This is a genomic window from Sphingomonas sp. TF3 (assembly GCF_003985085.1).
Lineage (GTDB): Bacteria > Pseudomonadota > Alphaproteobacteria > Sphingomonadales > Sphingomonadaceae > Sphingomonas.
Genome location: NZ_RWKS01000003.1, coordinates 142,584 through 166,461, shown reverse-complemented (window position 1 = coordinate 166,461; position 23,878 = coordinate 142,584). Strand labels below are relative to the sequence as shown.

General features: G+C 65.9%; 19 protein-coding genes and 1 pseudogene. 11 read left to right on the top strand and 9 right to left on the bottom strand.

Annotated features, from left to right (window positions below):
- Nucleotides 1–144 precede the first annotated feature (144 nt).
- A complete protein-coding gene (locus EJC47_RS03580) occupies nucleotides 145–1,443 on the bottom strand; it encodes a 3-methyl-2-oxobutanoate dehydrogenase (2-methylpropanoyl-transferring) subunit alpha (protein ID WP_126845521.1) in 1,299 nt (432 codons plus the stop codon).
- 270 nt (nucleotides 1,444–1,713) lie between these two features.
- Here EJC47_RS03580 and EJC47_RS03575 point away from each other — a divergent pair, with 270 nt between their 5' ends.
- Genes EJC47_RS03575 through EJC47_RS03565 form a run of 3 tightly spaced genes read left to right on the top strand, consistent with a single transcriptional unit; the run spans nucleotide 1,714 to nucleotide 7,587 of the window.
- Nucleotides 1,714–2,433 carry an ImuA family protein gene (locus EJC47_RS03575; protein ID WP_126845601.1) on the top strand — a complete coding sequence of 240 codons (720 nt, stop codon included), beginning with the start codon at nucleotides 1,714–1,716 and terminating at the stop codon, nucleotides 2,431–2,433.
- Complete coding sequence (locus EJC47_RS03570; RefSeq protein WP_126845520.1) at nucleotides 2,351–4,246, top strand: Y-family DNA polymerase; 1,896 nt, start codon at nucleotides 2,351–2,353, stop codon at nucleotides 4,244–4,246. The genes EJC47_RS03575 and EJC47_RS03570 overlap by 83 nt, the downstream gene beginning before the upstream one ends.
- Nucleotides 4,243–7,587 carry an error-prone DNA polymerase gene (locus tag EJC47_RS03565; RefSeq protein WP_126845519.1) on the top strand — a complete coding sequence of 1,115 codons (3,345 nt, stop codon included), beginning with the start codon at nucleotides 4,243–4,245 and terminating at the stop codon, nucleotides 7,585–7,587. Before EJC47_RS03570 ends, EJC47_RS03565 begins: the two co-directional genes overlap by 4 nt.
- A gap of 10 nt (nucleotides 7,588–7,597) precedes the next feature.
- On the opposite strand, the gene EJC47_RS03560 is transcribed toward EJC47_RS03565, so the two are convergent.
- Nucleotides 7,598–8,599 (bottom strand): fumarylacetoacetate hydrolase family protein, encoded by a 1,002-nt coding sequence (locus EJC47_RS03560; RefSeq protein WP_126845518.1) that lies wholly within the window; start codon nucleotides 8,597–8,599, stop codon nucleotides 7,598–7,600.
- Between the two features lie 133 nt (nucleotides 8,600–8,732).
- On the opposite strand from EJC47_RS03560, the gene EJC47_RS03555 reads away from it, so the two are divergent.
- Complete coding sequence (locus tag EJC47_RS03555; protein WP_126845517.1) at nucleotides 8,733–9,887, top strand: acyl-CoA dehydrogenase family protein; 1,155 nt, start codon at nucleotides 8,733–8,735, stop codon at nucleotides 9,885–9,887.
- A gap of 118 nt (nucleotides 9,888–10,005) precedes the next feature.
- Nucleotides 10,006–10,422 carry a PaaI family thioesterase gene (locus EJC47_RS03550; RefSeq protein WP_126845516.1) on the top strand — a complete coding sequence of 139 codons (417 nt, stop codon included), beginning with the start codon at nucleotides 10,006–10,008 and terminating at the stop codon, nucleotides 10,420–10,422.
- A gap of 151 nt (nucleotides 10,423–10,573) precedes the next feature.
- On the opposite strand, the gene EJC47_RS03545 is transcribed toward EJC47_RS03550, so the two are convergent.
- The 3 genes and pseudogenes from EJC47_RS03545 to EJC47_RS03535 form a co-directional block, all read right to left on the bottom strand.
- Nucleotides 10,574–11,710 (bottom strand): hypothetical protein, encoded by a 1,137-nt coding sequence (locus EJC47_RS03545; RefSeq protein ID WP_126845515.1) that lies wholly within the window; start codon nucleotides 11,708–11,710, stop codon nucleotides 10,574–10,576.
- Nucleotides 11,711–11,816: 106 nt separating this feature from the next.
- Nucleotides 11,817–11,894 (bottom strand): annotated as a pseudogene (locus EJC47_RS03540).
- Nucleotides 11,895–12,267: 373 nt separating this feature from the next.
- Nucleotides 12,268–12,492 carry a hypothetical protein gene (locus EJC47_RS03535; RefSeq protein ID WP_010406861.1) on the bottom strand — a complete coding sequence of 75 codons (225 nt, stop codon included), beginning with the start codon at nucleotides 12,490–12,492 and terminating at the stop codon, nucleotides 12,268–12,270.
- A gap of 246 nt (nucleotides 12,493–12,738) precedes the next feature.
- On the opposite strand from EJC47_RS03535, the gene EJC47_RS03530 reads away from it, so the two are divergent.
- From EJC47_RS03530 to EJC47_RS03520, 3 genes are all read left to right on the top strand, one after another.
- The gene (locus EJC47_RS03530) at nucleotides 12,739–14,178 is read left to right on the top strand and encodes an amidohydrolase (RefSeq protein WP_126845514.1); all 1,440 of its coding nucleotides are present in this window, start codon (nucleotides 12,739–12,741) and stop codon (nucleotides 14,176–14,178) included.
- Nucleotides 14,175–15,473 carry an amidohydrolase family protein gene (locus EJC47_RS03525; RefSeq protein ID WP_126845513.1) on the top strand — a complete coding sequence of 433 codons (1,299 nt, stop codon included), beginning with the start codon at nucleotides 14,175–14,177 and terminating at the stop codon, nucleotides 15,471–15,473. The genes EJC47_RS03530 and EJC47_RS03525 overlap by 4 nt, the downstream gene beginning before the upstream one ends.
- 437 nt (nucleotides 15,474–15,910) lie before the next feature.
- Complete coding sequence (locus EJC47_RS03520; RefSeq protein ID WP_126845512.1) at nucleotides 15,911–17,350, top strand: DEAD/DEAH box helicase; 1,440 nt, start codon at nucleotides 15,911–15,913, stop codon at nucleotides 17,348–17,350.
- A gap of 142 nt (nucleotides 17,351–17,492) precedes the next feature.
- Here EJC47_RS03520 and EJC47_RS03515 read toward each other — a convergent pair whose 3' ends face one another.
- Nucleotides 17,493–18,158 (bottom strand): nitroreductase, encoded by a 666-nt coding sequence (locus EJC47_RS03515; protein ID WP_126845511.1) that lies wholly within the window; start codon nucleotides 18,156–18,158, stop codon nucleotides 17,493–17,495.
- A 101-nt stretch (nucleotides 18,159–18,259) separates the two neighbouring features.
- Here EJC47_RS03515 and EJC47_RS03510 point away from each other — a divergent pair, with 101 nt between their 5' ends.
- The 3 genes from EJC47_RS03510 (at nucleotide 18,260) to EJC47_RS03500 (ending at nucleotide 20,873) form a co-directional block, all read left to right on the top strand.
- On the top strand, nucleotides 18,260–19,432 hold the full coding sequence (locus tag EJC47_RS03510) for an acetyl-CoA C-acetyltransferase (protein ID WP_126845510.1): 1,173 nt from the start codon (nucleotides 18,260–18,262) through the stop codon (nucleotides 19,430–19,432).
- Nucleotides 19,433–19,547: 115 nt separating this feature from the next.
- Nucleotides 19,548–20,330, top strand: coding sequence for an SDR family NAD(P)-dependent oxidoreductase (locus EJC47_RS03505; protein WP_126845509.1), 783 nt, complete (start codon nucleotides 19,548–19,550; stop codon nucleotides 20,328–20,330).
- Between the two features lie 114 nt (nucleotides 20,331–20,444).
- Complete coding sequence (locus EJC47_RS03500; protein WP_126845508.1) at nucleotides 20,445–20,873, top strand: acyl-CoA thioesterase; 429 nt, start codon at nucleotides 20,445–20,447, stop codon at nucleotides 20,871–20,873.
- A gap of 9 nt (nucleotides 20,874–20,882) precedes the next feature.
- Here the strand turns inward: EJC47_RS03500 and EJC47_RS03495 are convergent, their stop codons facing one another.
- From EJC47_RS03495 to EJC47_RS03485, 3 genes are read right to left on the bottom strand one after another with little or no spacing between them, the layout of a single operon-like run.
- Nucleotides 20,883–21,671 (bottom strand): crotonase/enoyl-CoA hydratase family protein, encoded by a 789-nt coding sequence (locus EJC47_RS03495; RefSeq protein WP_126845507.1) that lies wholly within the window; start codon nucleotides 21,669–21,671, stop codon nucleotides 20,883–20,885.
- On the bottom strand, nucleotides 21,668–23,203 hold the full coding sequence (locus EJC47_RS03490; protein WP_126845506.1) for an acyl-CoA synthetase: 1,536 nt from the start codon (nucleotides 23,201–23,203) through the stop codon (nucleotides 21,668–21,670). The genes EJC47_RS03495 and EJC47_RS03490 overlap by 4 nt, the downstream gene beginning before the upstream one ends.
- 48 nt (nucleotides 23,204–23,251) lie before the next feature.
- The gene (locus EJC47_RS03485) at nucleotides 23,252–23,845 is read right to left on the bottom strand and encodes a winged helix-turn-helix domain-containing protein (RefSeq protein WP_126845505.1); all 594 of its coding nucleotides are present in this window, start codon (nucleotides 23,843–23,845) and stop codon (nucleotides 23,252–23,254) included.
- Between the last annotated feature and the right edge of the window lie 33 nt (nucleotides 23,846–23,878).

Below are 23,878 nucleotides of genomic sequence, written 5' to 3'. Positions count from 1 at the left end.
CTCCCATCGGGAGAGGGAGGGAGGCGCGAAGCGCCGGAAGGGTGAGGGTGACCGGGCGCGGGGCATCGCCCTCACCCTTCCCATCGCTGACGCGATGGGCCCCTTCCCTCTCCCAATGGGAGAGGGAGATTTTGCGCGCACCCATCACTTGCGCGCCCATGGGCGGCCGCTGGCGGTTTCTTCGGCGATCATTTGCGCTTGCTGCTCGCGCAAATGCCACGGCATTTCCTCGAACACGCCATCGAACAGACTGTCGAGCGGCTGGTGCAGACCGTGGCCGAGCACGCCGTTGGCCTCGGCTTCCTTTTGCGCGGCCTTCACTTGCTCCGCCAACTCCTTGTCCTGCGCTGCATGGCGTTCCTCGTCCCATTCGCCGATCGCGATGAGATGATCCTTCAACCGCGCGATCGGATCGCCCAGCGGCCATGCCGTCGGCTCGCCCGCCGAGCGATATTGCCCCGGATCGTCCGAAGTCGAATGGCCTTCCGCGCGATAAGTGAAATGCTCGATCAGCGTCGGCCCCTGATTGGTGCGTGCCCGCTCCGCCGCCCAGGCGGTGGCGGCATAGACCGCCAGCGCATCGTTCCCATCGACGCGCAAGCCCGCAATCCCATAGCCCACCGCACGTGCGGCGAAAGTGGTCGATTCCGCCCCGGCAAAGCCCGAGAAGCTCGAAATCGCCCATTGATTGTTGACGACGTTGAAGATCACCGGCGCGCGGTAGACGCTGGCAAAGGTGCAGGCCGAATGGAAATCGCCCTCGGCGGTCGATCCCTCGCCGCACCAGGTCGCCGCGATGCGCGTATCGCCCTTGGCCGCGCTCGCCATCGCCCAGCCGACGGCTTGGGGATATTGCGTCGCCAGATTGCCCGAGATCGAGAAAAACCCGGCTTCCTTGACCGAATACATGATCGGCAATTGCTTGCCGTGCAGCCGGTCGGCGGTGTTCGAATAGATCTGGTTCATCATGTCGACCATCGACCAGCCGCGCGCGATCAGCAGGCCTTGCTGGCGATAAGACGGGAAGCACATGTCTTCATAATCGAGCGCAAAGGCGGCGGCGACCGCGACCGCCTCCTCGCCGGTGCACTTCATGTAGAAGCTGGTCTTGCCCTGGCGCTGCGCGCGGAACATGCGCTCGTCAAACGCGCGCACCAGCGCCATGCTGCGCAACATGCCCCGCAGCATATCGGGCGACAGCCGCGGGTTCCACGGGCCGACCGCCTGGCCGTTCTCATCGAGCACGCGCACCAGTTGATAGGCGAGATCGGTGAAGCTCTCGGCATGGTCGGCAGTGTCGGGCCGCCGCGTTTCGCCTGCGGGTGGAATCGCCACCTGCGTAAAATCGACCGTGTCGCCGGGCCGGAATTTGGGTTCGGGCACATAGAGCGACAAAGGCGGCAAATTGGGCTTCAAATGCGCAGGAACGCGGTCGCTTGCCATGATCTCTCCAAACGGGGCGTGCGCTGTACCAACGCTCGGGCACGCAAAAACGCTCTTTCGAATCGTTGTTATAAAATTTCGTGGGCTTTGGCGAGAGGGGCGAACGCGGGGAAACGCCGGACCGTCCCAATTGCGATAAGAGGCCGCTTGACTCAGGAACAACAAGCGGAACAAAATAGGAACGAACCAATTGTGCGAGTCGTGGCCGTGTCCTGTCCTGCCATCCCCTCCTCGGCGATCATAGCCGAGCTTCGCGAAAGCCTGAAGAAGGTGGAACGCGACGGGCTGCGCCGTCGCCCCGTGCTGCCCTTCGGGATCGGCGCGATCGACGAGAAACTGGCACCCGGCGGCCTCCGGCTCGATTCGCTGCATGAGATCGCCGCCGCCAGCGCCGCCCCGTCGGACGATGCCGCCGCGACGCTGTTCATGGCCGGAATCGCGGCGCGCGCCTGGGGCCCCGTGCTGTGGGTGGTGCGGCGGCGCGACCTGTTCGCGCCGGGGCTGTACCAGGCCGGGCTCGCGCCCGAACGGCTGATCTATGCCGAGGCGGCCGACGATGCCGAATTGCTCGCGCTAATGGAGGAGGGCCTCCGCCACCGTGGCCTCGGCGCGGTGGTCGGCGAAGTGAAGCGCGCGGCGATGCCCAATACGCGGCGGCTGCAACTGGCGGCGGAGGGTGGCAAGACGATCGCCTTACTGCTCAAGCGCCATGCCCGCGCGGCCACGGATAAAGGCGGCGGCAACCCGCTCGCTGTGCCCTCGGCGGCGGTGACGCGGTGGCGCATCGCCGCAGCCCCATCCGCCCCGCTGCCGGTCGGCGCTAACGGAGTCGGGCGCGCGCGCTGGCGGGTGGAGCTGGTCCGCCAACGCGGCGGCGAACCCGCCGACTGGACGATGGAGGCATGCGATGAAACGGGTCGCCTCGCTCTACCTGCCCGACTGGCCGATCGAACGGCTGGCGCAGGCCGAGCGTATCGCCACGCCGCCTGAGCGCGCGCCGGTCGACACCGCCCCGCTGAACGCCATCGCCGCGCAGGAACAGGCCGTCGCCTGTTCGGTGCCGCGCGGGGGTGGCTGGCGTCCCGGCGCGCGCTGGGCGCGGAGCGAAACGCCACCCCGCGACCGTCGCGCCGGGCGCGCGAGCGAGGCCGCGGCGCATCCGTTCAAAGCGATGCCGCCAGATGAGGGCGGCGCGGTGGTGCGGGATCATCGTGTCGGCGGCGACCGTCACCCCGGCCTTGTGCCGGGGTCCACTCCTCTCCTCGAACGACGCAATGTGGTGATGGGTGGACCCCGGCACGGGGCCGGGGTGACGAACAAGGCTGTCATCACCAGCCTCCAATCGGGCAACGCGCTCCTCATCGCCGCCGCTTGCCCGGCTGCACGCGCGCTCGGGCTCGCGCCCGGCATGGCGGTGACGCAAGCGCGGGCGCTGGTGCCCGGGCTCGACATCCGCCCCGCCGACCCGGAGGGCGACCGCGCCGCCTTGCTGCGCCTCGCCCTGCTCGCGGCCAGGCGTTGGTGCCCGGTGGTGATGCCGTCGGGCGAGGACGGGCTGTTCCTCGATATCACCGGCACCGCGCATCTGTTCGGCGGGGAGGCGCGGATGGCGCGGCGGATCGTGGCGTTGCTAAAGCGGCACGGCTTCACCGCGCGCGTCGCCGTGGCGGATACGCCGGGCGCGGCGTGGGCGCTGGCGCGCTACGCCCCGCAAATCTGCCCGCCCGGCGCACACCTCGACGCCCTCGCCCCGCTGCCGACCGCTGCGCTGCGGCTCGAACCGCGCGCGCGCGACTTGCTCAAACGGCTGGGGATCGAGACGATCGGCCAGCTCGCCGCCTTGCCCCGCGCCCCGCTCGCGCGCCGGTTCGGCGGCACGCTCATCGCGCGGCTGGATCAAGCATCGGGGCGGCTGGCGGAACCGCTCGCCCCCGTCATCCCGCCCGAAGCGATCGCCGTCGTGCAACGCTTCGCCGAGCCGATCGCCACCGCCGAAGCGATCGCGCATTGGCTCGGGGTGTTGATGCCGCGCCTCGTCACCGCACTGGCCGAAGCGGGGCTCGGCGCGCGCCTGATCGATCTGGTCGCCGATCGCATCGACGGCGTGCCGCAGCGCCTGCGCATCGGCCTCGCCCGCCCGACTCGCGACGGCGCGCATCTGCTGCGGCTGATCGTGCGCCGGATCGAGGAAATCGCGCCGGGCTATGGCATCGATGCGCTCGCGCTCCACGTCCGCCGCGCCGATCCGCTCGGCGCCGAGCCCTTTGCCGAAACGCTCGAAGACCGCGCGCCCGATCTTGCGCCGCTGATCGACACGCTCGCCAACCGTATCGGCATGGGCGCGCTGTGGCGCAGCGTGCCGGTCGAAAGCGACGTGCCCGAACGCTCGGTCGCCGCCGCCCCGCCGCTCGATCCACCGGCGCGCACCGCGCCAAAAATCAAGCCCGACGATGTCCGCCAGCTCGATCGCTCGCGCCCGCTGCATCCGTGGGATCCGCGCTGGCCGCGCCCAGTGCGGCTGTTGCGGCGGCCCGAACTGCTCGACCATGTCCTCGCCGAATTGCCCGACCAGCCGCCCAAGCGCTTCACCTGGCGCGGCATGGCGCACCGCGTGGTCCGCGCCGACGGCCCCGAACGCATTCTCGGCGAGTGGTGGAAGCGCGGCACCGAGCGGCACAGCGTGCGCGACTATTTCCAGGTCGAGGATGAGGCCGGACAGCGTTTCTGGCTGTTCCGCCGCGGCGATGGCGAACGCGGCGAGACGGGTGATCTCGCCTGGTTCATGCACGGATCGTTCGGGTGACGTGGTGCGAGCTCCAGGTGACGACGCATTACAGCTTCCTGCGCGGCGCGTCCTCGCCCGAGGATCTGTTCCAGGCTGCCGTGATCACGGGGATGCCCGCGCTCGGCATTACCGATCGCAATTCGGTCGGTGGCGTGGTGCGCGGCCTCGTCGCGGCCGAGCAGATGTCGGCGATCCGCCCGATCCGGCTGGTGGCGGGCTGCCGACTCGATCTGGTCGATGGCACATCGGTGCTGGTCTGGCCCGAGGATCGCGCCGGCTGGAGCCGCCTCACCCGGCTGCTGACGCTCGGCAAAGGCCGCGCCGATCCGCAAAAGGGGGAGAAAGGCCAGTGCTTCCTGCATTGGGAGGATGTCGCGGCGCATGCCGAGGGGCTGGTCGCAGCGCTCGTCCCCGGCCTGACCGAAACCTTCGCCGAAGACGACCAGGCGTTGCGCTGGATGGCGGACGTGTTCGGCGTGCGCGGTCATCTCTGCCTCACCCAGCACCGCCGCCCCGGCGATGCGCAGCGCCTCCACACGCTCGATTCGCACGCCCGGCATTTCGGCCTGACCCCGATTGCCACGGGCGACGTGCTGTATGACGTGCCCGAGCGGCGGATGCTGCAGGACGTCGTCACCGCGATCCGCCACCGCTCGACGATCGACGCGCTCGGCCATGCGCGCGAACGCAGCGCCGACCGCCATCTCAAAGGCCCCGTGGAAATGGCGCGCCGCTTCAAGTTGCACCCGCGCGCGCTCACCGCCGCCGCCGCGATCGTCGAGCGCTGCACCTTCAGCTTGCGCGAGTTGAAAGACCAGTATCGCTATCCCGACGAGATCGTGATCAGCCAGCGCACCCCGCAGGAGGCGCTGGCGGCGATGGCGCGCACCGCGCTGGCCGAGCGCTTCAATGGCACGCCCCCACCTGCCTACACCAGCTTGCTCGAACACGAACTCGGCCTGGTCGCGCATATGGGCTATGCGCCCTATTTCCTGACGGTGAATTCGATCGTGCGCTATGCGCGCAGCCAGGGCATTTTGTGCCAGGGGCGCGGATCGGCGGCGAATTCGGTGATTTGCTTCGTGCTTGGCATCACCTCGATCGATCCGGTCAAGCACAAGCTGCTGTTCGAGCGCTTCATCTCCACCGAACGCCACGAGCCGCCCGATATCGATGTCGATTTCGAACATGAACGGCGCGAGGAAGTGATCCAGTGGATTTACGAAACCTATGGGCGGAACCATGCCGCGCTCACCGCCGTCGTCAGCCGCTATCGCTCGCGCGGCGCGGTGCGCGAGGTCGGCAAGGCGCTCGGCCTGCCCGAGGACATGACCGCCGCGCTCGCCTCGCAAATCTGGGGCTGGTCGAATGACGGCGTGCCCGAGGAGCATGTCGCCGCGCTCAACCTCGATGCCAGTGAGCCGCGCCTTGCGCTGACGCTCGACCTCGCCACGCAATTGATCGGCACGCCGCGCCATTTGTCGCAGCATCCCGGCGGCTTCGTGCTCGCGCATGACCGGCTCGACGATCTGGTGCCGGTCGAACCCGCCGCGATGATCGATCGCCGCGTGGTCGAATGGGAAAAGCTCGATGTCGAGGAAATCGGGCTGATGAAGGTCGATATCCTCGGCCTCGGGATGCTCGGCTGCCTGCGCCGCTGTTTCGATCTGCTGCGCGACCATAAGGGCATCGACCTGCGGCTCGACAGTGCCGAAATGCAGGAGGACGACCCCACCACTTATGCGATGATCCAACAGGCCGACACGCTCGGCACCTTCCAGATCGAAAGCCGCGCGCAAATGTCGATGCTGCCGCGGATGCGCCCCGAAAATTTCTACGACATCGCGATCCAGGTGGCGATCGTCCGCCCCGGCCCGATCCAGGGCGACATGGTCCACCCCTATCTCAAACGGCGCGAGCAACGCCGCATCGGCAAGGTCGAGATCGACTATCCCAGCCCCAAATTGCGCGAGGTGCTGGAAAAGACGCTGGGCGTGCCGCTGTTCCAGGAACAGGCGATGCAAGTCGCCATCGTCGGTGCCGGGTTCAGCGCGGGCGAGGCCGACCGGCTGCGCCGCGCGATGGCGACCTTCAAGATGACCGGCGGCGTCGGCAAATTCCGCGATCCGCTGATCGAAGGGATGCGCGCCAACGGCATCAGCCAGGATTTCGCCGAGCGGCTGGTCAAGCAGATTGAGGGCTTTGGCAGCTATGGCTTCCCCGAAAGCCACGCGGCCAGCTTCGCCAAGATCGCTTACGCCTCGGCCTGGCTGAAATGCCACCACCCCGACATCTTCTGCGCGGCGCTGCTCAACGCCCAGCCCATGGGTTTCTACGCCCCCGCGCAAATCGTCCGCGACGCGCGCGAACACGGCGTGCGGGTGGTGCCGGTGTGCGTCAACCGGAGTGATTGGGACACAACCCTACTCCCTCTCCCCTCCGGGGAGAGGGTGGCCGAGCGAAGCGAGGTCGGGAGAGGGGCAGTGTCCCCACACTCCCCCTCTCCCCGGCCCTCTCCCCGCAAGCGGGGAGAGGGAGATCCCCTCCGCCTGGGGCTGCGCATCGTGCTCGGCCTGTCCGGCGAGGATGCCGGGCGCATCCTCATCGCCCGCGCAACACGCCCGTTCGCGTCGATCGAGGATGTCTGGCGGCGGGCGGGCGTCTCGCTGCTGACGCTCGAAAAGCTCGCCCAGGCCGATGCGTTCCACAGCTTCGGCCTCGACCGCCGCCAGGCCTTATGGGCGGTAAAGGCGTTGGGCCAAAAACCGCTGCCGCTCTTCGCCGCGATCGAATCCCCCAGCGAACCGAGCGTCACGCTCGCCGCGCTCACCGCAGGGCGCGAAGTGGTCGAGGATTACCGCGCGACGCAATTGTCGCTGCGCGCGCATCCGGTCAGCTTCCTGCGCGGTGACCTCGACCGCCGCCGCATCACCCGCTGCGGCGCTCTCAAAGGGGTGAAGGACGGCACCCGCGTCGAAGTGGCCGGGCTGATCCTGGTGCGGCAACGCCCCGGCAGCGCCAAGGGCGTGGTGTTCGTGACGCTGGAGGACGAGACCGGCATCGCCAACGCGATCCTGTGGCCCGATCGCTTCGAAGCGCAGCGCCGCACGGTGATGGCCGCGTCGATGCTCAGCGTGCGCGGTCGCGTGCAAAGCGAAAGCGGGACGATCCACATCATCGCCGATCACATCACCGATCTCACCGGGCTGCTGCGGCAGATTGGCGACATCGACTTGCCGCGCCTGACCATGCCCGGCGACGGTGCCACCCACGGCGGCACGATCGACCCGCGCGAACGGCGGATGGTGGGAAACGACCTCGAACCGGTCATCCCGATCCGCAGCCACGATTTCCACTGAGCCTCTGCGCTCACCCAACCGTCTGTTCGATCACCCCGAAGATCGGGTGATGCTTGTCATCCTCCGCCCAGATCCGCACCGTGTCACCGCTTTTGAGGAACGGCGTCACCGCCGCGCCGCGCAGGATCGTCTCGACCGTGCGCAGCTCGGCCAGGCACGCATAGCCCACCCCACCATCGGCGATCGGCTTGCCAGGGCCCCCGTCGGCGTCGCGGTTGGAGACGGTGCCCGAGCCGATAATCGTCCCCGCGCCCAGCGCGCGCGTCTTGGCGGCATGGGCGATCAGCGTGCCGAAATCGAAGGTCATGTCGACCGCCGCCGCCACCCGGCCAAACGGCTTGCCGTTGAGGTCGACCATCAGCGTGCGGTGCAATTTGCCGTCCTGCCACCAGTTGCCCAGCGCCTCGGGCGTGACGAACACCGGCGAGAACGCGCTGGCCGGTTTCGACTGGAAGAACCCGAAGCCCTTGGCGAGTTCGCCCGGGATCAGGTTGCGCAAGCTCACATCGTTGGTCAGCCCGACCAGCCGCACCGCCGCCAGCGCCGCTTCGCGACTCGCGCCCTGCGGCACGTCGCCGGTCACCACCACCACTTCGCCCTCGAAATCGCAGCCCCAGCTTTCGTCCGCCAGCGGGATCGGCGCGCGTGGGCCGAGGAACCCGTCCGAACCACCCTGGTACATCAGCGGATCGTGCCAGAAGCTGTCGGGCAGCTCCGCCGCGCGCGCCTGCCGCACCAAAGCGACATGGTTCACATAAGCCGATCCGTCCGCCCATTGATACGCGCGCGGCAAGGGGGCCGCCGCCTGATGCTCATGGAAGCGCCGCATCGGGATCATCTCATGTTCCAGATCGGTGCTGAGGTTCTGCAGGTCGGGCAGCAACCGCTCCCAATCGTCGAGCGCTGCCTGCAGCGTCGGCGCGATGTGCGCGGCATCGGCATACCAGGCGAGATCGTTGGAAACCACGACGAGCTTACCGTCGCGACCCGATGTGAGGCTGGCCAGTTTCATACACTCTCCTGTTTCGCCCAATCATAGCCCTCCCATAGGGCGTGTCGAGCGCAACCCGCTTGACGAAAGCGTCACCTCACCGCACACCCAGCAAAAGAGTTGCAGACGACAACTGTTATTGGAGAGACCTGACATGACGCTCGATTCCGTCGCCGGCCGCTTTGCCTATACCGAGGATCATGAGGCCTTCCGCCAGACCGTGCGCAGTTTCCTGCAAAAGGAAGGCGTGCCGCACGTCGCTGAGTGGGAGGAGAACAAGCTCGTCCCCAAGGATTTCTGGATCAAGGCGGGTGCGATCGGCATGCTCTGCCCGACCGCGCCCGAGGCCTATGGCGGGCTCGGCCTCGATTTCGGTTATAACGCGATCGTCGATGAGGAGATGGCCTATAACGGCGTCCCCGCCGGCTTCTCGCTCCAGTCGGATATCGTCGCGGGCTATATCGAAACCTATGGCTCGGAAGAGCAGAAGAAACAGTGGCTGCCCAAGATGGTCTCGGGCGAAGTGATCACCGCCATCGCCATGACCGAACCCGGCACCGGCAGCGACCTGCAGGCGATCCGCACCACGGCCAAGAAGGATGGCAATCACTATGTCATCAACGGCTCCAAAACCTATATCACCAACGGCCAGAATACCGATCTGACGCTGGTCGTCGCCAAGACCGATCCCGATGCCAAGCCCGCCTGGAAGGGCATGTCGATCATCCTGGTCGAAAGCGACCGCGAAGGTTTCCAGAAGGGCCGCAAACTGGACAAAATCGGTCAGGACGCCGCCGATACGTCGGAATTGTTCTTCAACGACGTGCGCGTGCCGATGACCAATTGCCTGGGCGAGGAGGGCAAGGGCTTCATCTACCTCATGAGCCAATTGCCGCAGGAACGCCTGTCGATCGCCGTCTCGGTCCAGGCCTCGGCGCAAAAGGCGTTCGACGAGACGGTCGAGTTCACCAAGACGCGCAAGGCCTTTGCCGGCATGGTGTTCGATTTCCAGAACACCCGCTTCGTCCTCGCCGACCTCAAGGCCAAATTGCAAGTCGGCTGGGCACATCTCGACTGGGCGATCGCGCGCCATTTGAAGGGCGAGCTGACCAACGAAGAAGGCGCCGCCGCCAAATTGTGGCACACCGATCTGCAATGGGAAGTGATGGACGCCTGCCTGCAACTGCATGGCGGGGCTGGCTATATGAACGAATACCCCATCGCCCGCGCCTGGCGCGCCGCCCGCGTAACGCGCATTTTCGGGGGGACGAACGAGATTATGAAGGAGTTGATTGGGCGGTCGCTGTAGGGGCCCACCCCACAACCGTCATAGCGGAACCAACCCCAAACCGTCACCCCGGCCTTGTGCCGGGGTCCACCGCGATGCCGGGGCCGACCTTGCCACGCATAGGAAGGGGGGAGAAGAAATGAGCATTTTCGACACCTTCGCTCGCCCGCCCTGTGCCGAAACACTGGGCTGGCGGCTGATCGAAGCGGACCCCGACACCGGAACGGTGCTGGTCGCGATGGAGGGGAAGCCAGCCTTCTGCAATCCAGGCGGCGCCATCCAAGGCGGCTTTGTCGCCGCGATGCTGGACGACACACTCGGACCAACGATTCTCGTAAAATCAAACGGCACGCAGTATTGCGCGACGATCGATCTCCACGTCAGCTACCTCGCACCCGCTCGCCCTGGCGCGTTTACGGGGGTTGGCCGCATTGTTCAGATGGGAAAAACGATTGCCTTCCTCGAAGGCGAATTGTTCGACGCTGACAATCGCTGTGTCGCCCGCGCAACCGCTTCCGCGCGCGTTATACCCACCACCAACGTGCCCCGCGCATAGCGCTGGCGAGACGCCCAACCACCCGCCCCCTTCCCCGGCGAAGGCCGGGGCCCAGTCGCACTGACCAAGCCGATCTGGCGCGCGCCAGCGCTTTCTATTCTTATCACCTGGTGCGAGGAAAGAGGGCTCAGAAACGAAAGGAATGCACTGATCAATCGCGACCCGGACCGTACCTCCGACCAATGCGCTTCGGTCGTTGCGGAATAGGCTTATCGGGGTTCAGCTGAATAAGTTTCGCTCCGGTCCGCCGCATAGCCTCTCCGGCGGCCGCCCAATTTTCGTCGGATAGCGCTATAAACACAGTTACCTTTGAAAGAGACCGAGCGGGCAATTTCGCGGCAACCTTCTGCAGAACAGAGACAAGGTTCGGCTCCGACAGCGAAGCGATCGCAACCTTGTCGGCATAGCTTTCCGTCAAGGCATCGTGAACCCAGGTTTCCGACACGGCATAGTCCGATGCACCGGGAAGGCGAAGAACAGTCGTGGAAGGCGTGTCATCGTCGCCGATCAAACGCGCGACCGCTTCACGAAGATAGTCATGCCACTCGCGCTCGGCATTGATTTTCGGCCGAAGAAGTGGCGCAAGAAAGGCAGCTTTTGCCGCCGCCTCATAAGCGATCTGTCCGGCGAGAACCTTTCGTCCCGTTTCTAGCGCCGCCTCCCAAGCGTTCGCATCGATCGCGGAAACCTTGCCGCTGGCGAGTTCGACGGCGACGTCGATCATAGCAGGATTGGACGCGAACGACTCCGACGGAATTACGACAGGAATTACAATACTTTGGCCATCTGCGGAAAAACGTGGATCTCCCCTCCAGTGGATAGAACTGACCGAATGAGGGAGCGCTTTGATGTAATCGGCGGGAACGATATCGGACAATCCGAGTGCGCGAACCAGTTTTCCGCCTGCGCCGTAAATCACTACGACGTTCGGGCCGTATCCCAGGCCATGCCAGTCATCGAAAGTAACAGCATAGTTGCCATCATCGCGAATGAGTGCCGACACTGGGGCCACGTCATTTACGATCGGTCGCTCCCAGACCATTTGCCAACGGTTGGCTACAAGCCGCTCCAGTCGCGCGCTAGCAACGCGTGCACCGCCCTTTTTCTGACCGGCCGGGGCAACCTTTCTAACTTTATCCTCGAAATAGCCAAGCTGGCTATCCAGGTCCCGTGGGGTGATCGTGACACGAGCGTGCGCACCGCAGGATGTGTAGGTCGTGGCTGTCGGCAAAATCCAACTGTCCGCGCAGGATGGAGCGGTCATCACCGAAATTAGAACTGCCGCCAAGGCGGGCACCCCGAAAGCGCGAGCTATCCTCATTGGCCTCCCCCTTTAAGACATAGCGTATAGCCGAAGCCGCAGTGCACAACCCCTGCCGAAGCTCAATGGAAGTTGCCAGCAGCAGGGATCGAACCCGCACCCGTTGCCGGGATCGCTTTAGCGATACGTCTACCAATTCCGTCACGCTGGCTCGCGAATTGTGGCGTATGAGCGGAGCAGTCGCAATTGCACAGGCTTCAGATTTCCGGCCTCGCTTTTCTGAGCGAGCAAGCGCTCCTATTCCCGCCTGACAAACCGTCAAGGACGGCTGTTTTCCTGTCCTGTGTCCTACAAACCCGTCCCCTGATACAACGGCAGCCACGCTCTTTGACAGCAATGGCCCTTCACGTACCAGGACGGACGACGCTGCTCATCGTGAGCCGCATTACCCCTAACTTTCCCCTAACCTTCCACGCCCCACCCCGCCCAAAAACAAAAAGCCCGGCGGTGGTGCCGCCGGGCCTGAGGTTGCGCCTAGGGAGCAAACCTGGCGTGTCTGAATCCACTATAGGACGAAAATCAGGTCAGAGCGCGTTGCCCGTCGCGGCAGCTGCATTGGTATCGGCTGCGTTGGTGTCGATCACCGTGTCATTGCCGATCGTGTCGTTGCCGAACGCGTCATTGCCGAGCGTGTCGTTGAGCGAGAGATCCTCGTTCGCCACCGCGCTGGTGTTGCTGCCACCGCCGCCGCACGCCGCCAGCGAAAGCGCCATCGCGGCCGTCAGCGTCAGGGCCAAAACCTTCTTCATCGTCGAATCTCCTTGAAATCTTGGCCCAGCCAGCGGCATCCGCACCACTGCCCCCCAGGCACCGCATCAATCTCTACTAAAACGATGTGCATTCAATTGCGTTGATCTTTAGGGGGCAAAAGTTTTTCTTTCAGCGTGCTCGCGTTTCTCGCCGAGCGGCACCCCGCGCCGCGCGCGGTTGACAGCCCCTGCCAATCCCGGAATGTTGCGCAAAACCAAGCCGATCACGGCATAAGGGGGAATTTCATGGCGGATCGAATCCTGCCCGCACGCCTGCGCGCGCTGCTGGGTGCCGCGGCCATCACGGCGCTGCTGGCGGGCTGCGCGAGCGACGGCGGCGCAAAGCCCGCCACCGCCTCAACCAAGGCCGGGCCCGGCGCGGGAAAGGGCTTTGCGCATGATCCCTACCCCTCGACCTACAAGCCCTATCCTGGCGTGCCGACGCTCGTCACCCATGTCACCATCTTCGACGGCGAAGGCGGGCGGATCGACAATGGCGCGGTGCTGTTCGCCGATGGCAAGATCGTGGCGCTCGGCCAGAGCCTCGACGCCCCGGCGGGCGCGACCGTCATCGATGGCACCGGCAAGACGCTCACCCCCGGCATCATCGATATTCACAGCCATTTGGGCGATTACCCCTCGCCCGGCGTGCAGGCCAATTCGGACGGCAACGAAGCGACCGGCCCCGTCACCGCCGATGTCTGGGCCGAACATAGCGTGTGGCCGCAGGACCCGGGGTTCAGCCGCGCGCTCGTCAATGGCGGGGTCACCACGCTGCAGATCCTGCCCGGCTCCGCCAATTTGATGGGCGGGCGATCGGTGGTGATCAAGAACGTCTATGCCCGCACCGAACAGGGCATGAAGTTCCCCGGCGCGCCCTACGGCCTCAAAATGGCGTGCGGCGAGAACCCCAAGCGCGTTTATGGCTCCAAGGGGCGCGAACCCTCGACCCGCATGGGCAATATCGCGGTCGACCGCCAGACCTGGGCGCGCGCAGCCGAATATAAGCGCAAATGGGATAAGTATGAGAAGGACGGCGGCGAAATCCCAGGCCGCGACATCGCCATGGACACGCTGGCGGGCGTGCTGTCGGGCGAAATCCTCGTCCAGAACCATTGCTACCGCGCCGATGAAATGGCCATCGTCATGGATATGGCCAAGGAGTTCGGCTATCACGTCGCCGCCTTCCATCATGCTGTAGAAGCTTATAAAATTGCCGATCTGCTCAAGCAGAACGGCACCTGCGCCGCGGTCTGGGCCGATTGGTGGGGCTTCAAGATGGAGTCCTATGACGCGATCGGCGAGAACCTCGCCTTGCTGCAAAAGAACGGCGCCTGCGCGATGATCCACTCGGACGACGCCAACGGCATCCAGCGCCTCAACCAGGAAGTCGCCAAGGCGCTCGCCTCGGGCCGCCATGCCGGCATCGACATTTCGGACGCGGTCGCCTGGGAATGGCTGACCTACAACCCGGCCAAGGCGCTCGGCATCGCCGACAAGACCGGCAGCCTAAAACCCGGCAAGATGGCCGATGTCGTGCTGTGGAACGGCAACCCGTTCAGCGTCTATACCCGGCCCGAAAAGGTGTGGATCGACGGGGCGCTGCTGTACGATGCCAACGATCCGAAGCGACGGCCCGTCTCCGATTTCGAACTCGGCCAGCCCGGTGCGGGAGATACCAAGTGAAGCGCCTCCTGCTGCTCAGCGCCGCCTTCCTCGCCGCGCCCGCCGCCGCCCAATCGGTCGCGATCACCAATGCCAAGCTCGTCATTGGGGACGGCTCCGCGCCGATCGAGGGCGGCACCGTCATCGTCCGCGACGGCCGCGTCGTTGCCGCGGGCAAGACGGTCGCGGTCCCCGCCGGAATCGCCACGATCGATGCCGGTGGCCGCTGGGTCACCCCCGGCATCGTCGCGGGCTTCACCCGCATGGGCATCGTCGAGGTCGATGGTGTCGATGAAACCAACGATGCCGGTGCCCGCACCAGCCCGTTCCACGCCGCGATCGACATTGCGCCCGCCGTAAACCCGGCCAGTTCCTCGATCCCGCTCAACCGCGCGGAGGGCGTGACGCGCGCGATCGTCGCGCCCGACAATGCCGGGTCGATCTTCGCCGGACAGGGCGCGGTGATCGATCTTGGTGCCGACCGCAGTCCCATCACCAAGGCGCGCGCCTTCCAGTTCATGGAATATGGCGAGGGCGGTGCCCGCGCCGCCGGAGGCAGCCGCCCGGCCGCGCTCACTGCCTTCCGCAACGCCATCGCCCAGGCGCGCGATTACGCCCGCGACCCCGCCCATTATGCCGACCAGGGGAAGGATGCCCTGCTCACCCGCGCCGATGCCGAAGCGCTGGTACCGGTGGTGAATGGCCGCATGCCGCTGCTCGTCCATGTCGAGCGCGCGGCGGACATGCTGGCGCTGATCGAGCTCAAGCGCGATTTCCCTGCGCTGAAGCTGGTGTTCATCGGCGCAGGCGAAGGCTGGATGGTCGCCCGCGAACTCGCCGCCGCGCATATTCCGGTGATCGCTTCCGCGCTCGCCGATCTGCCCGAATCCTTCGACCAACTCGGCGCGACCCAGTCCAATGTCGGGCGGATGAAGGCGGCGGGGGTGCTGGTCGGCATCGGCACGATCAACGACGACGAAGCCCGCCAGGCGCGGCGCGAGAAGCAATATGCCGGCAATCTGGTCGCGCTGACCAAGCTCCCCGGCGCAACCGGCCTCGACTGGAACGCCGCCTTTGCCGCTATCACCTCGGCCCCTGCCGAAGCGATCGGCCTGGGCGACGAGATCGGCTCGCTCAAAGCCGGGCGGCGCGGCGACGTGGTGATCTGGGACGGCGACCCGCTCGAACTCGGCACCGCCGTGGCGGCGGTCTATATCGACGGCATCAAACAACCGCTGCGCACCCGCCAGGATGCATTGCGCGAGCGCTACATGGTGCCGCAGGAAGGCGCGTTGCCCAAGGCGTATGAGCGGTGAGGCGCGGCTGACGCAGGAGTTGGACGCGCGCTGCGCGGCTGACGCTCTGCTTTGACGCAGCACCACACCTCCCGCCACCACCCCGGCCTTGTGCCGGGGTCCACTTCGCGGCGACCGCGCCCTACATTGCTGGCGGTATCAGACGCGGCTGGGTGGACCCCGGCACAAGGCCGGGGTGACGGTGGGAGGGCGATTGTCAGGCCCGCACCTCCGCCTTGCGCCTCGGCCTCCACCATCTTGACTTTCCGCACTGCAGCAGGCATATGCACCCTATCGAGGCGTCATGCAGCGTGATTAGGTATACCGTTAACCGGTAGCCCAAGCTCCGCCTCGGTCGTTATCCAACGGACTTCCCTTTTCACGCGGGGTGTCATTTTCCCCCGCCATCCGTGCGTCCAAAACGCGCGTCCATGGCACATGCAATGGACTGAACCAGTATGACTTTCGCACAACTCGGCCTCGCCGAGCCGCTCGTCCGCGCGCTCGAAGCCAAGGGCTATACCACCCCCACCCCGATCCAGAAGCAGTCGATCCCGATCCTGCTCGAAGGCGGCGATTTGCTCGGCATCGCACAGACCGGCACCGGCAAGACCGCAGCTTTCGTGCTCCCGTCGATCCAGCAGCTCGTCAACAACGAAAAGCGCGTGCTGCCGACGCATTGCCGGATGCTGGTGCTTGCACCGACGCGCGAACTGGCCAGCCAGATCGCTGAAAGCGCGCGCGAATATGGCAAATTCTCGAAGATGTCGGTCGCGACCGTGTTCGGCGGCACCAGCATCAACAAGAACCGCCAGGACATGGCGCGCGGCGTCGACATCCTCGTCGCGACGCCGGGCCGCTTGCTCGACCTGATCGAGCAGCGTTTCGTCAGCCTCGCAATGCTCGAAATCCTCGTGCTCGACGAAGCCGACCAGATGCTCGACCTCGGCTTCATCCACGCGCTGCGCAAGATCGTGCGGATGCTGCCCAAGCAGCGCCAGACGCTGTTCTTCTCGGCGACAATGCCCAATGCGATCCGCGAACTGGCCAACCAGTTCCTCAACGATCCCAAGACCGTCAAGGTCGCGCCGACGTCGAGCACCGCCGAGCGCGTCGACCAGTTCGTCACCTTCCTCAACCAGGGCGAGAAGCAGGCGCTGCTGACGATCCTGCTGCGCGACGAGAAGGTCGAGCGCGCGCTCGTCTTCACCCGCACCAAGCACGGTGCCGACCGCGTCGTGAAGCTGCTCGGTGCCAATGGCATCGTCTCCAACGCGATCCACGGCAATAAGAGCCAGCCGCAACGCGAGCGCGCGCTCGCCGAGTTCAAGTCGGGCAAGGCCAAGGTGCTCGTCGCGACCGATATCGCCGCGCGCGGCATCGACGTGTCGGGCGTCAGCCACGTCTTCAACTTCGAGCTGCCCAACGTGCCCGAGCAGTACGTCCACCGCATCGGCCGCACCGCGCGCGCCGGCGCATCGGGCACCGCGATCAGCTTCGTGGCGGATGATGAGCGGACGTACCTGCGCGACATCGAGAAGCTGACGCGCGTCAAGCCCGAGATGATGCAGCTTCCCGAAGGCTTCACCGCCGAAGCAGCGCGGATCAAGGCGGCACGCCCGGCGGGTTCCGACACGTTCGAACGTCGCGATGACTCGGGCCGTCACCGCGCCCCGCCCAAGGCGACGCATGCGGCACGCCCGACCGGTGATCGCTCCGCCGGTGCCGGTCGCCCGGCTGGCGCACGCCCCGAAGGCGCAGGCCGTCCGGCTGGCGGCGGTCGTCCCGGTGGCCAGGGTCGCCCTGGCGGCGGCTATGGCCGTCCGGCTGGCGGTCGCCCCGGCGGCCAAGGCCGTCCCGCAGGTGGCGGTGGCCGCCGCTCGCCAGCAGCAGGCTGATTTCCCTTTCCCTCTCCCTGCGGGAGAGGGAGGGAGGAGCGAAGCGACGGAAGGGTGAGGGTGAGCAGCCAGGAAAGCGCCCTCACCCTTCCCACCCAGCTACGCTGGGCGGGCCCCTTCCCTCTCCCAAGGGGAGAGGGAATTAATCCCAGATCCGCAACCACTCCTCTTCCGGAGCCCGTGCACTGCGCAAGCGGTTCGCGGGCTCTTCTGTATCCTCGAACCCGATCGCCATGCCGCAGAACAGCATCCGCTCAGGCGGGATGCCGATCGCCTCGCCTACCGTCTCCGGGTACATCGCCCAGCATTCCTGCGCGCAGGTCGCCAGCCCGGCCTCGACAGCGAGCAGCATCACATTCTGCAGATACATGCCAAGATCGGCCCATTGCGGCGGCCCCATCCGCCGGTCGACGGTGCAGAACAACGCGGCAGGCGCGCCGAAGAACTGGAAGTTGCGCGCGAACCATAAGCGCCGCGCCGCCTTGTCCTCACGTGGGATGCCGATCTCGGCATACATCGCCTCCCCCACGGCAAATCGCCGGTCGCGGTACGGCGCGACCAGCTCCCTGGGGTAAATGTCATAAGCCGGGGTCTCGGGCTGGCCCCATTGGATCTTGTGCAGCACCTCCGCCTTGAGCCGGGCGAGCGGATCGCCGGTCAGCAGGTCGATATGCCAAGGCTGCAAATTGCCTCCCGTGGCCGCCCGCGCAGCCTTGGTGACGATGCCGTGCAGCACCGCCGGATCGACCGGATCGGCGAGAAACCCGCGCACCGATCGCCGCGCCGCAATCGCTTCGCTGACCTCCACCACCCTATCCTTTCGATCATTCGGTATGCGAACCACCTTGCCGAGCGCGGAGGATCACGGCAAGAGAGGTTGCAAATAACAACGGATATGGAGAGTCGAGCATGGCCGAGGCATATATCGTGGATGCGGTGCGCACCGCTGGCGGCAAACGCGGCGGTAAACTCGCCGGTTGGCACCCGGTCGACATGGCAGCGGCAGTGCTGGATGCGATCGTCGCGCGCACCGGCATCGATGGCGCTGCGGTCGATGATGTGATCATGGGCTGCGTGATGCAGGGCGGGCAGCAGGCCGGGCAAGTCGGCCGCAACGCCGTGCTCGCCGCCAAGAACCTGCCCGACAGCGTCCCCGCCGTATCGATCGACCGGCAATGCGGCTCATCGCAACAGGCAATGCAGTTCGCCGCGCAGGCGGTAATGTCGGGCACGCAGGATATCGTCATCGCGGCAGGCGTGGAGAGCATGACGCGCGTGCCGATGGGATCGACCGCGACGCTGTTCATGAAAGAGGGGCTCGGCAATTACAAATCGCCCCGGCTGGAGGAGAAATATCCCGGCATCCTGTTCAGCCAGTTCATGGGTGCAGAAATGATCGTCAAGAAGCACGGTTTCGACCGGGCCCAGCTCGACGCTTTCGCGCTCGAAAGCCACCGCCGCGCCGCCGCTGCGACCGAGCGCGGGGCCTTCGCCGATGAGATCATCGCGCTCGACATCGAGACGCCCGAAGGCGTCGTCGCCCATGCCACCGATGAAGGCATCCGCTTCGACGCAACGTTGGAGAGCATCGGGTCTGTCAAGCTGCTGCAGGAAGGCGGCAGCATCTCCGCCGCCAATGCCAGCCAGATTTGCGACGGCGCCAGCGCGGTGCTGATCGTCAGCGAAGCCGCGCTGAAGGCGTATGGGCTCACCCCGATCGCGCGGATCGTGAACTTGACGGTGACGGGCGGCGACCCGGTGATCATGCTGGAAGAACCGCTCTTCGCGACCGACCGCGCGTTGCAGCGGGCCGGCATGAAGATCGACGACATCGACTTGTACGAAGTCAACGAAGCCTTCGCGCCGGTGCCGCTCGCTTGGCTGAAGCATGTCGGCGCAGACCATGCCAAGTTGAACGTCAATGGCGGCGCAATCGCGCTCGGGCATCCGCTGGGGGCCTCGGGCACCAAGTTGATGGCGACCATGGTGCATGCGCTGAAGAAATCGGGCGGGCGGTACGGCCTGCAGACGATGTGCGAGGGCGGCGGCATCGCCAATGTGACGATCATCGAGCGGGTTTGACCACGGCGTCGCCCCGGCGAAGGCCGGGGCCGCCACGTTGCGAAGCGCAACACCGGCACTGCACACACCAAAGCGGCCCCGGCCTCCGCCGGGGCGACGAAGTAGGGGAGACCTCATGAATCTCGATTCCACCAAAGCCGCCGTCGTCACCGGCGGGGCCTCCGGCCTGGGTGCCGCCACTGCCCGCGCGCTTGCCGCCAAGGGGGTGAAGGTCGCGATCTTCGATCTGCAGACCGAAAAAGGCGAAGCTGTCGCCGCCGAAATCGGCGGGGTGTTCTGCGAAGTGAACGTGACCTCGGAGGACTCGGTCGACGCCGGTTTCGCCAAAGCGCGCGCGGCGCATGGGCAGGAAGCGGTGCTGGTCTGCTGCGCGGGCACCGGCAATGCGATGAAGACCGCCAGCCGATCGAAGGAAGACGGCAGCATCAAGCATTTCAGCCTGGCCGCGTTCGACTGGCTCATCCAGATCAACCTGGTCGGCACCTTCCGCTGCGTCGCCAAATCGGCCGCGGGGATGCTGACGCTGGAGCCGGGCGAAGATGGCGAGCGCGGTGCGATCGTGATGACCGCCAGCGTCGCCGCCGAGGACGGCCAGATCGGGCAAGCCGCCTATTCCGCGTCCAAGGGCGGTGTCGTCGGCATGACACTGCCGATCGCGCGCGACCTGATGGGCGAGGGCATTCGCGTCAACACGATCCTGCCGGGCATTTTCGAGACGCCGCTGATGCAGGGCGCGCCGCAGCAAGTGAAGGACAATCTCGCCGCCTCGGTCCCCTTCCCCAAGCGGCTCGGCAAGCCCGAGGAATATGCCAAGCTCGCGCTCGCCATGGTCGAGAACAGCTATTTCAACGGCGAGGATGTCCGCCTCGACGGCGCGATCCGCATGGCGCCGCGGTAACATCTCCCCTCCCGCGTGCGGGAGGGGCTGGGGGAGGGAAAATGATTCCCTCGCACCTGCCCCACGCCCCTCCCCTAACCCCTCCCGCAAGCGGGAGGGGAATAAGGAACCTTCATGCCCCGCCCTGCCCCCCATCGCCTCGACCCCGCCAGCTATCCGCACCGCGAGACGATCCAGACGCGCTTCCAGGATCTCGACGTGCTGGGCCATATCAACAATGTCGCGATGGCCGGTCTGTTCGAAAGCGGCCGCGTGCGCTTCAACCGTGCGATGAACTTGACCGGATGGTCGGGCCATCGCTGGCTCGTCGCCAAGCTCGAGATCAATTATCTGGGCGAGGGTTTCTTCCCCGACGATGTCGAGATCGCCAGCGGCATTGGCGAGATCGGCAACCGCAGCTGGAGCATCCTCGCCGCCGCCTTCCAGAAAGGCGAATGCATCGCCACCGCCGACGTGGTGCTGGTGATGAGCGCCAGCGGCGGCCTGACCGAACTGCCCCCGGAATTCCGCGCCGGGCTAGAGGCGCACCGCATTCGGGCGTAACCCCGCCACTCAATCCGCGTCGTGGAACACTGCCGGGCGCTTCTGGATGTTGGCGGCGACTTGCTCCATCATCGGCGGCTGACCGATTACCGCGATCTGCTCGGCGGTTTCGGCCTCCAGCATCGCCAGCGGATCGGCATCGAACGCCATGTTGCACAAGCGCTTTGCCCCGCGGATCGCATTGGGGCTCTTGGCGGCAATGTCGTGTGCCAGCGCCATTGCGGCCACGTGCGGATCCTCGGCGATGCGGGTGATGAAGCCGTGGTGCAGCGCTTCCTCGGCATCGAATTCGCGCGCGGTGTAGATCAGTTCGCGCAGCACGTCGTCACGCACCAGCCCGCGCCAGATCGGGAAACCTGCCATGTCGGGCACCAGCCCCCAATAGAGTTCGCGGATCGAAAAGCGCGTGCCCGGTGCCGCGATGCGGATGTCCGCGCCCGACATGATCTGGAAGCCCCCGCCAAAGGCGACACCATGCACCGCCGCAATCACCGGCACCGGCAGGTTACGCCAGCCCCAGGTCACATGCTGCGGCAAAATTGCGCCCTGCGCGTTGCGGTCGACGCGCGACAGGCCCGAGCCGCCACCCGCCATGCTGGTCATGTCGAGCCCGGCGCAGAACGCCTTGCCCTCGCCCGACAGCACCACCGCGCGCACATCCTTGCGGGGGGCGAGCGCGTCGATCGCCGCGCCAATCCCCTCGAACATCGCCGGGTCGATCGCGTTCATCTTGTCGGCGCGGGTCAGCCGCACGTCGGCAACGTGGTGCTCGATGGTGGTGGATACGCGGTCGTTCATACGATCTTACTCCCGGTTTCGCCCCAATAACGGTCGCGAAGCAGCCTTTTGTACAATTTTCCGGTGGCATGGCGCGGCAATTCCACCGCGAAATCGATCTGGCGCGGGGTTTTTACGCCAGACAGTTCGGCGCGGCACCACGCGGTCAACTCCGCCGCCAGCGCTTCGCCTGCCTCGGCCATGTCGACTGGCTGCACCACCGCCACGACGCGCTCGCCCATTTCGGGGCAGGGCCCCCCGATCACCGCGGCATCGGCAACGCGCGGATGCGTGATCAGCCGGTTCTCGATTTCCTGCGGGTAGATGTTCACTCCGCCAGAGATGATCATGAAGCTCTTGCGGTCGGTGAGGTAGAGATACCCTTCCGCATCCATCCGCCCGATATCGCCGAGCGTCGACCAGCCGCGCGCATTGCGCGCCTCGGCGGTCTTGGCGGGGTCATTATGATATTCGAACGCGCCGCCGCCTTCGAAATAGACCAGCCCCTCGGAACCCGGCGGCAAATCCTCGCCCTGTTCATCGCAAATGTGCAGCACGCCATAGGCTGCCTTGCCGACCGAACCCTTGTGCGTCAGCCATTCGGGCGAGGCGATCGTGGTCAGGCCATTGCCTTCCGACCCGGCATAATATTCGTACAGCACGGGGCCCCACCAGGCGATCATCGCCTCCTTCACCGGCACCGGGCACGGCGCGGCCGCATGGATCGCGACCTTGAGACTCGACAGGTCATAACGGGCACGAGTCGCGTCATCGAGCTTCAGCATCCGCACGAAATGCGTCGGCACCCACTGGCTGGCGTTGACGTGATAGCGTTCGATCGCGGCAAGCGCGCGCTCGGGATCGAAATGCTCCATCATCACCACCGTACCGCCCAGCCGCTGCACCGTCATCGACCAGCGCAAGGGTGCGGCATGATAGAGCGGCGCGGGGCTGAGATAGATGCTGTCGGGGCCAAGGCCGTAAAGCCCGCGCGCGAGCATTTCGAGCACGGTCGCACCCGCGATATCGGGGTCTTCGGGCAAGGCGACGCGCACACCCTTGGGGCGTCCGGTGGTGCCCGAGGAATAGAGCATGTCGATCCCGGCACGCTCATCGGCGATCGGCGTGTCGGGCATGGCGGCTACAGCACTCTCCCACGCTTCCCAGCCCTCAATGGAACCCCCGACCGAAAAACGTTCGACGTCGCCGGGCAGCCCCGCCGCCACGTTCGCCAGACTGGCAGACAGCACGATCAGCGCCGCCCCCGAATCGCGCAGGATATAGTCAACTTCCGGAGCGGTGAGCTTGGTCGAGATGCACACGAAAAACAGTCCGGCGCGCTGCGCACCCCAGGCGATGTCGTAAAATTCGGGCGCGTTCTCCAGGCACAGGGCGATCGTGTCGCCAACCTTCAACCCGCGCGCACGGAACACATGCGCCGCGCGATTGGACCGTGCGTCGAGCGCGCCGAAGCTGATCGTCTCGCCCGTCTCAGCGACGATCAGCGCGGGTTTCGCGGGATCGGTCCGCGCGTGAACGCTCGGGTGCGACATATCAGGGCCCTCTCACCGGCTATTTCGTTTTCGTTTTGAAACGCGAAGCTATACCGCGTTTTCCGGCACGGCAAGGCGGTAGCCCACGCCCTTTTCGGTGTGCAGCAACGGTGCCGCGAATCCCCGATCCAGCTTGGCCCGCAACCGTGACACATGCACCGCAACGACATTGGTGCCGGGATGAAAATCCAGCCCCCACACCGCCCGCCGCAATTCGTCGTGAAGCACCACTTGCCCAGCATGTTCGGCCAGATGCAGCAGCAGGCGATATTCGCGCGGCAATAAATCGAGCGTATGTCCCGAGCGCAAAACGCGACGCTCGACTAGATCGATTTCCAACGCGCCAAGCCGAAGCCGCCCCGGCGCACGCCGCACCAGCGCCGCCAACCGCGCGGCGATCAGCGCATCGCTGGCCGACGATGCAACCGCATCATCGGCACCTGCGTCGATCGCGGCCGCCACCGCTGCGTCGTCCCCTGCAACCACCACGAGCATGGGGATATCGGCTACCCAGCCCGTCCCGCGGAGGAACTGCACCCCGGCGCGCGCGGACGATCCATCCGCCACGAGATGAAGGCCGCGCTTCGCTGCCTCCACACCAAGTCCGGGACGGTGCGGGCCCAAGGCCAGAACGGGTTCCACCGCTCCTGTTTAACAGCCGCCAAATGCGCAAAT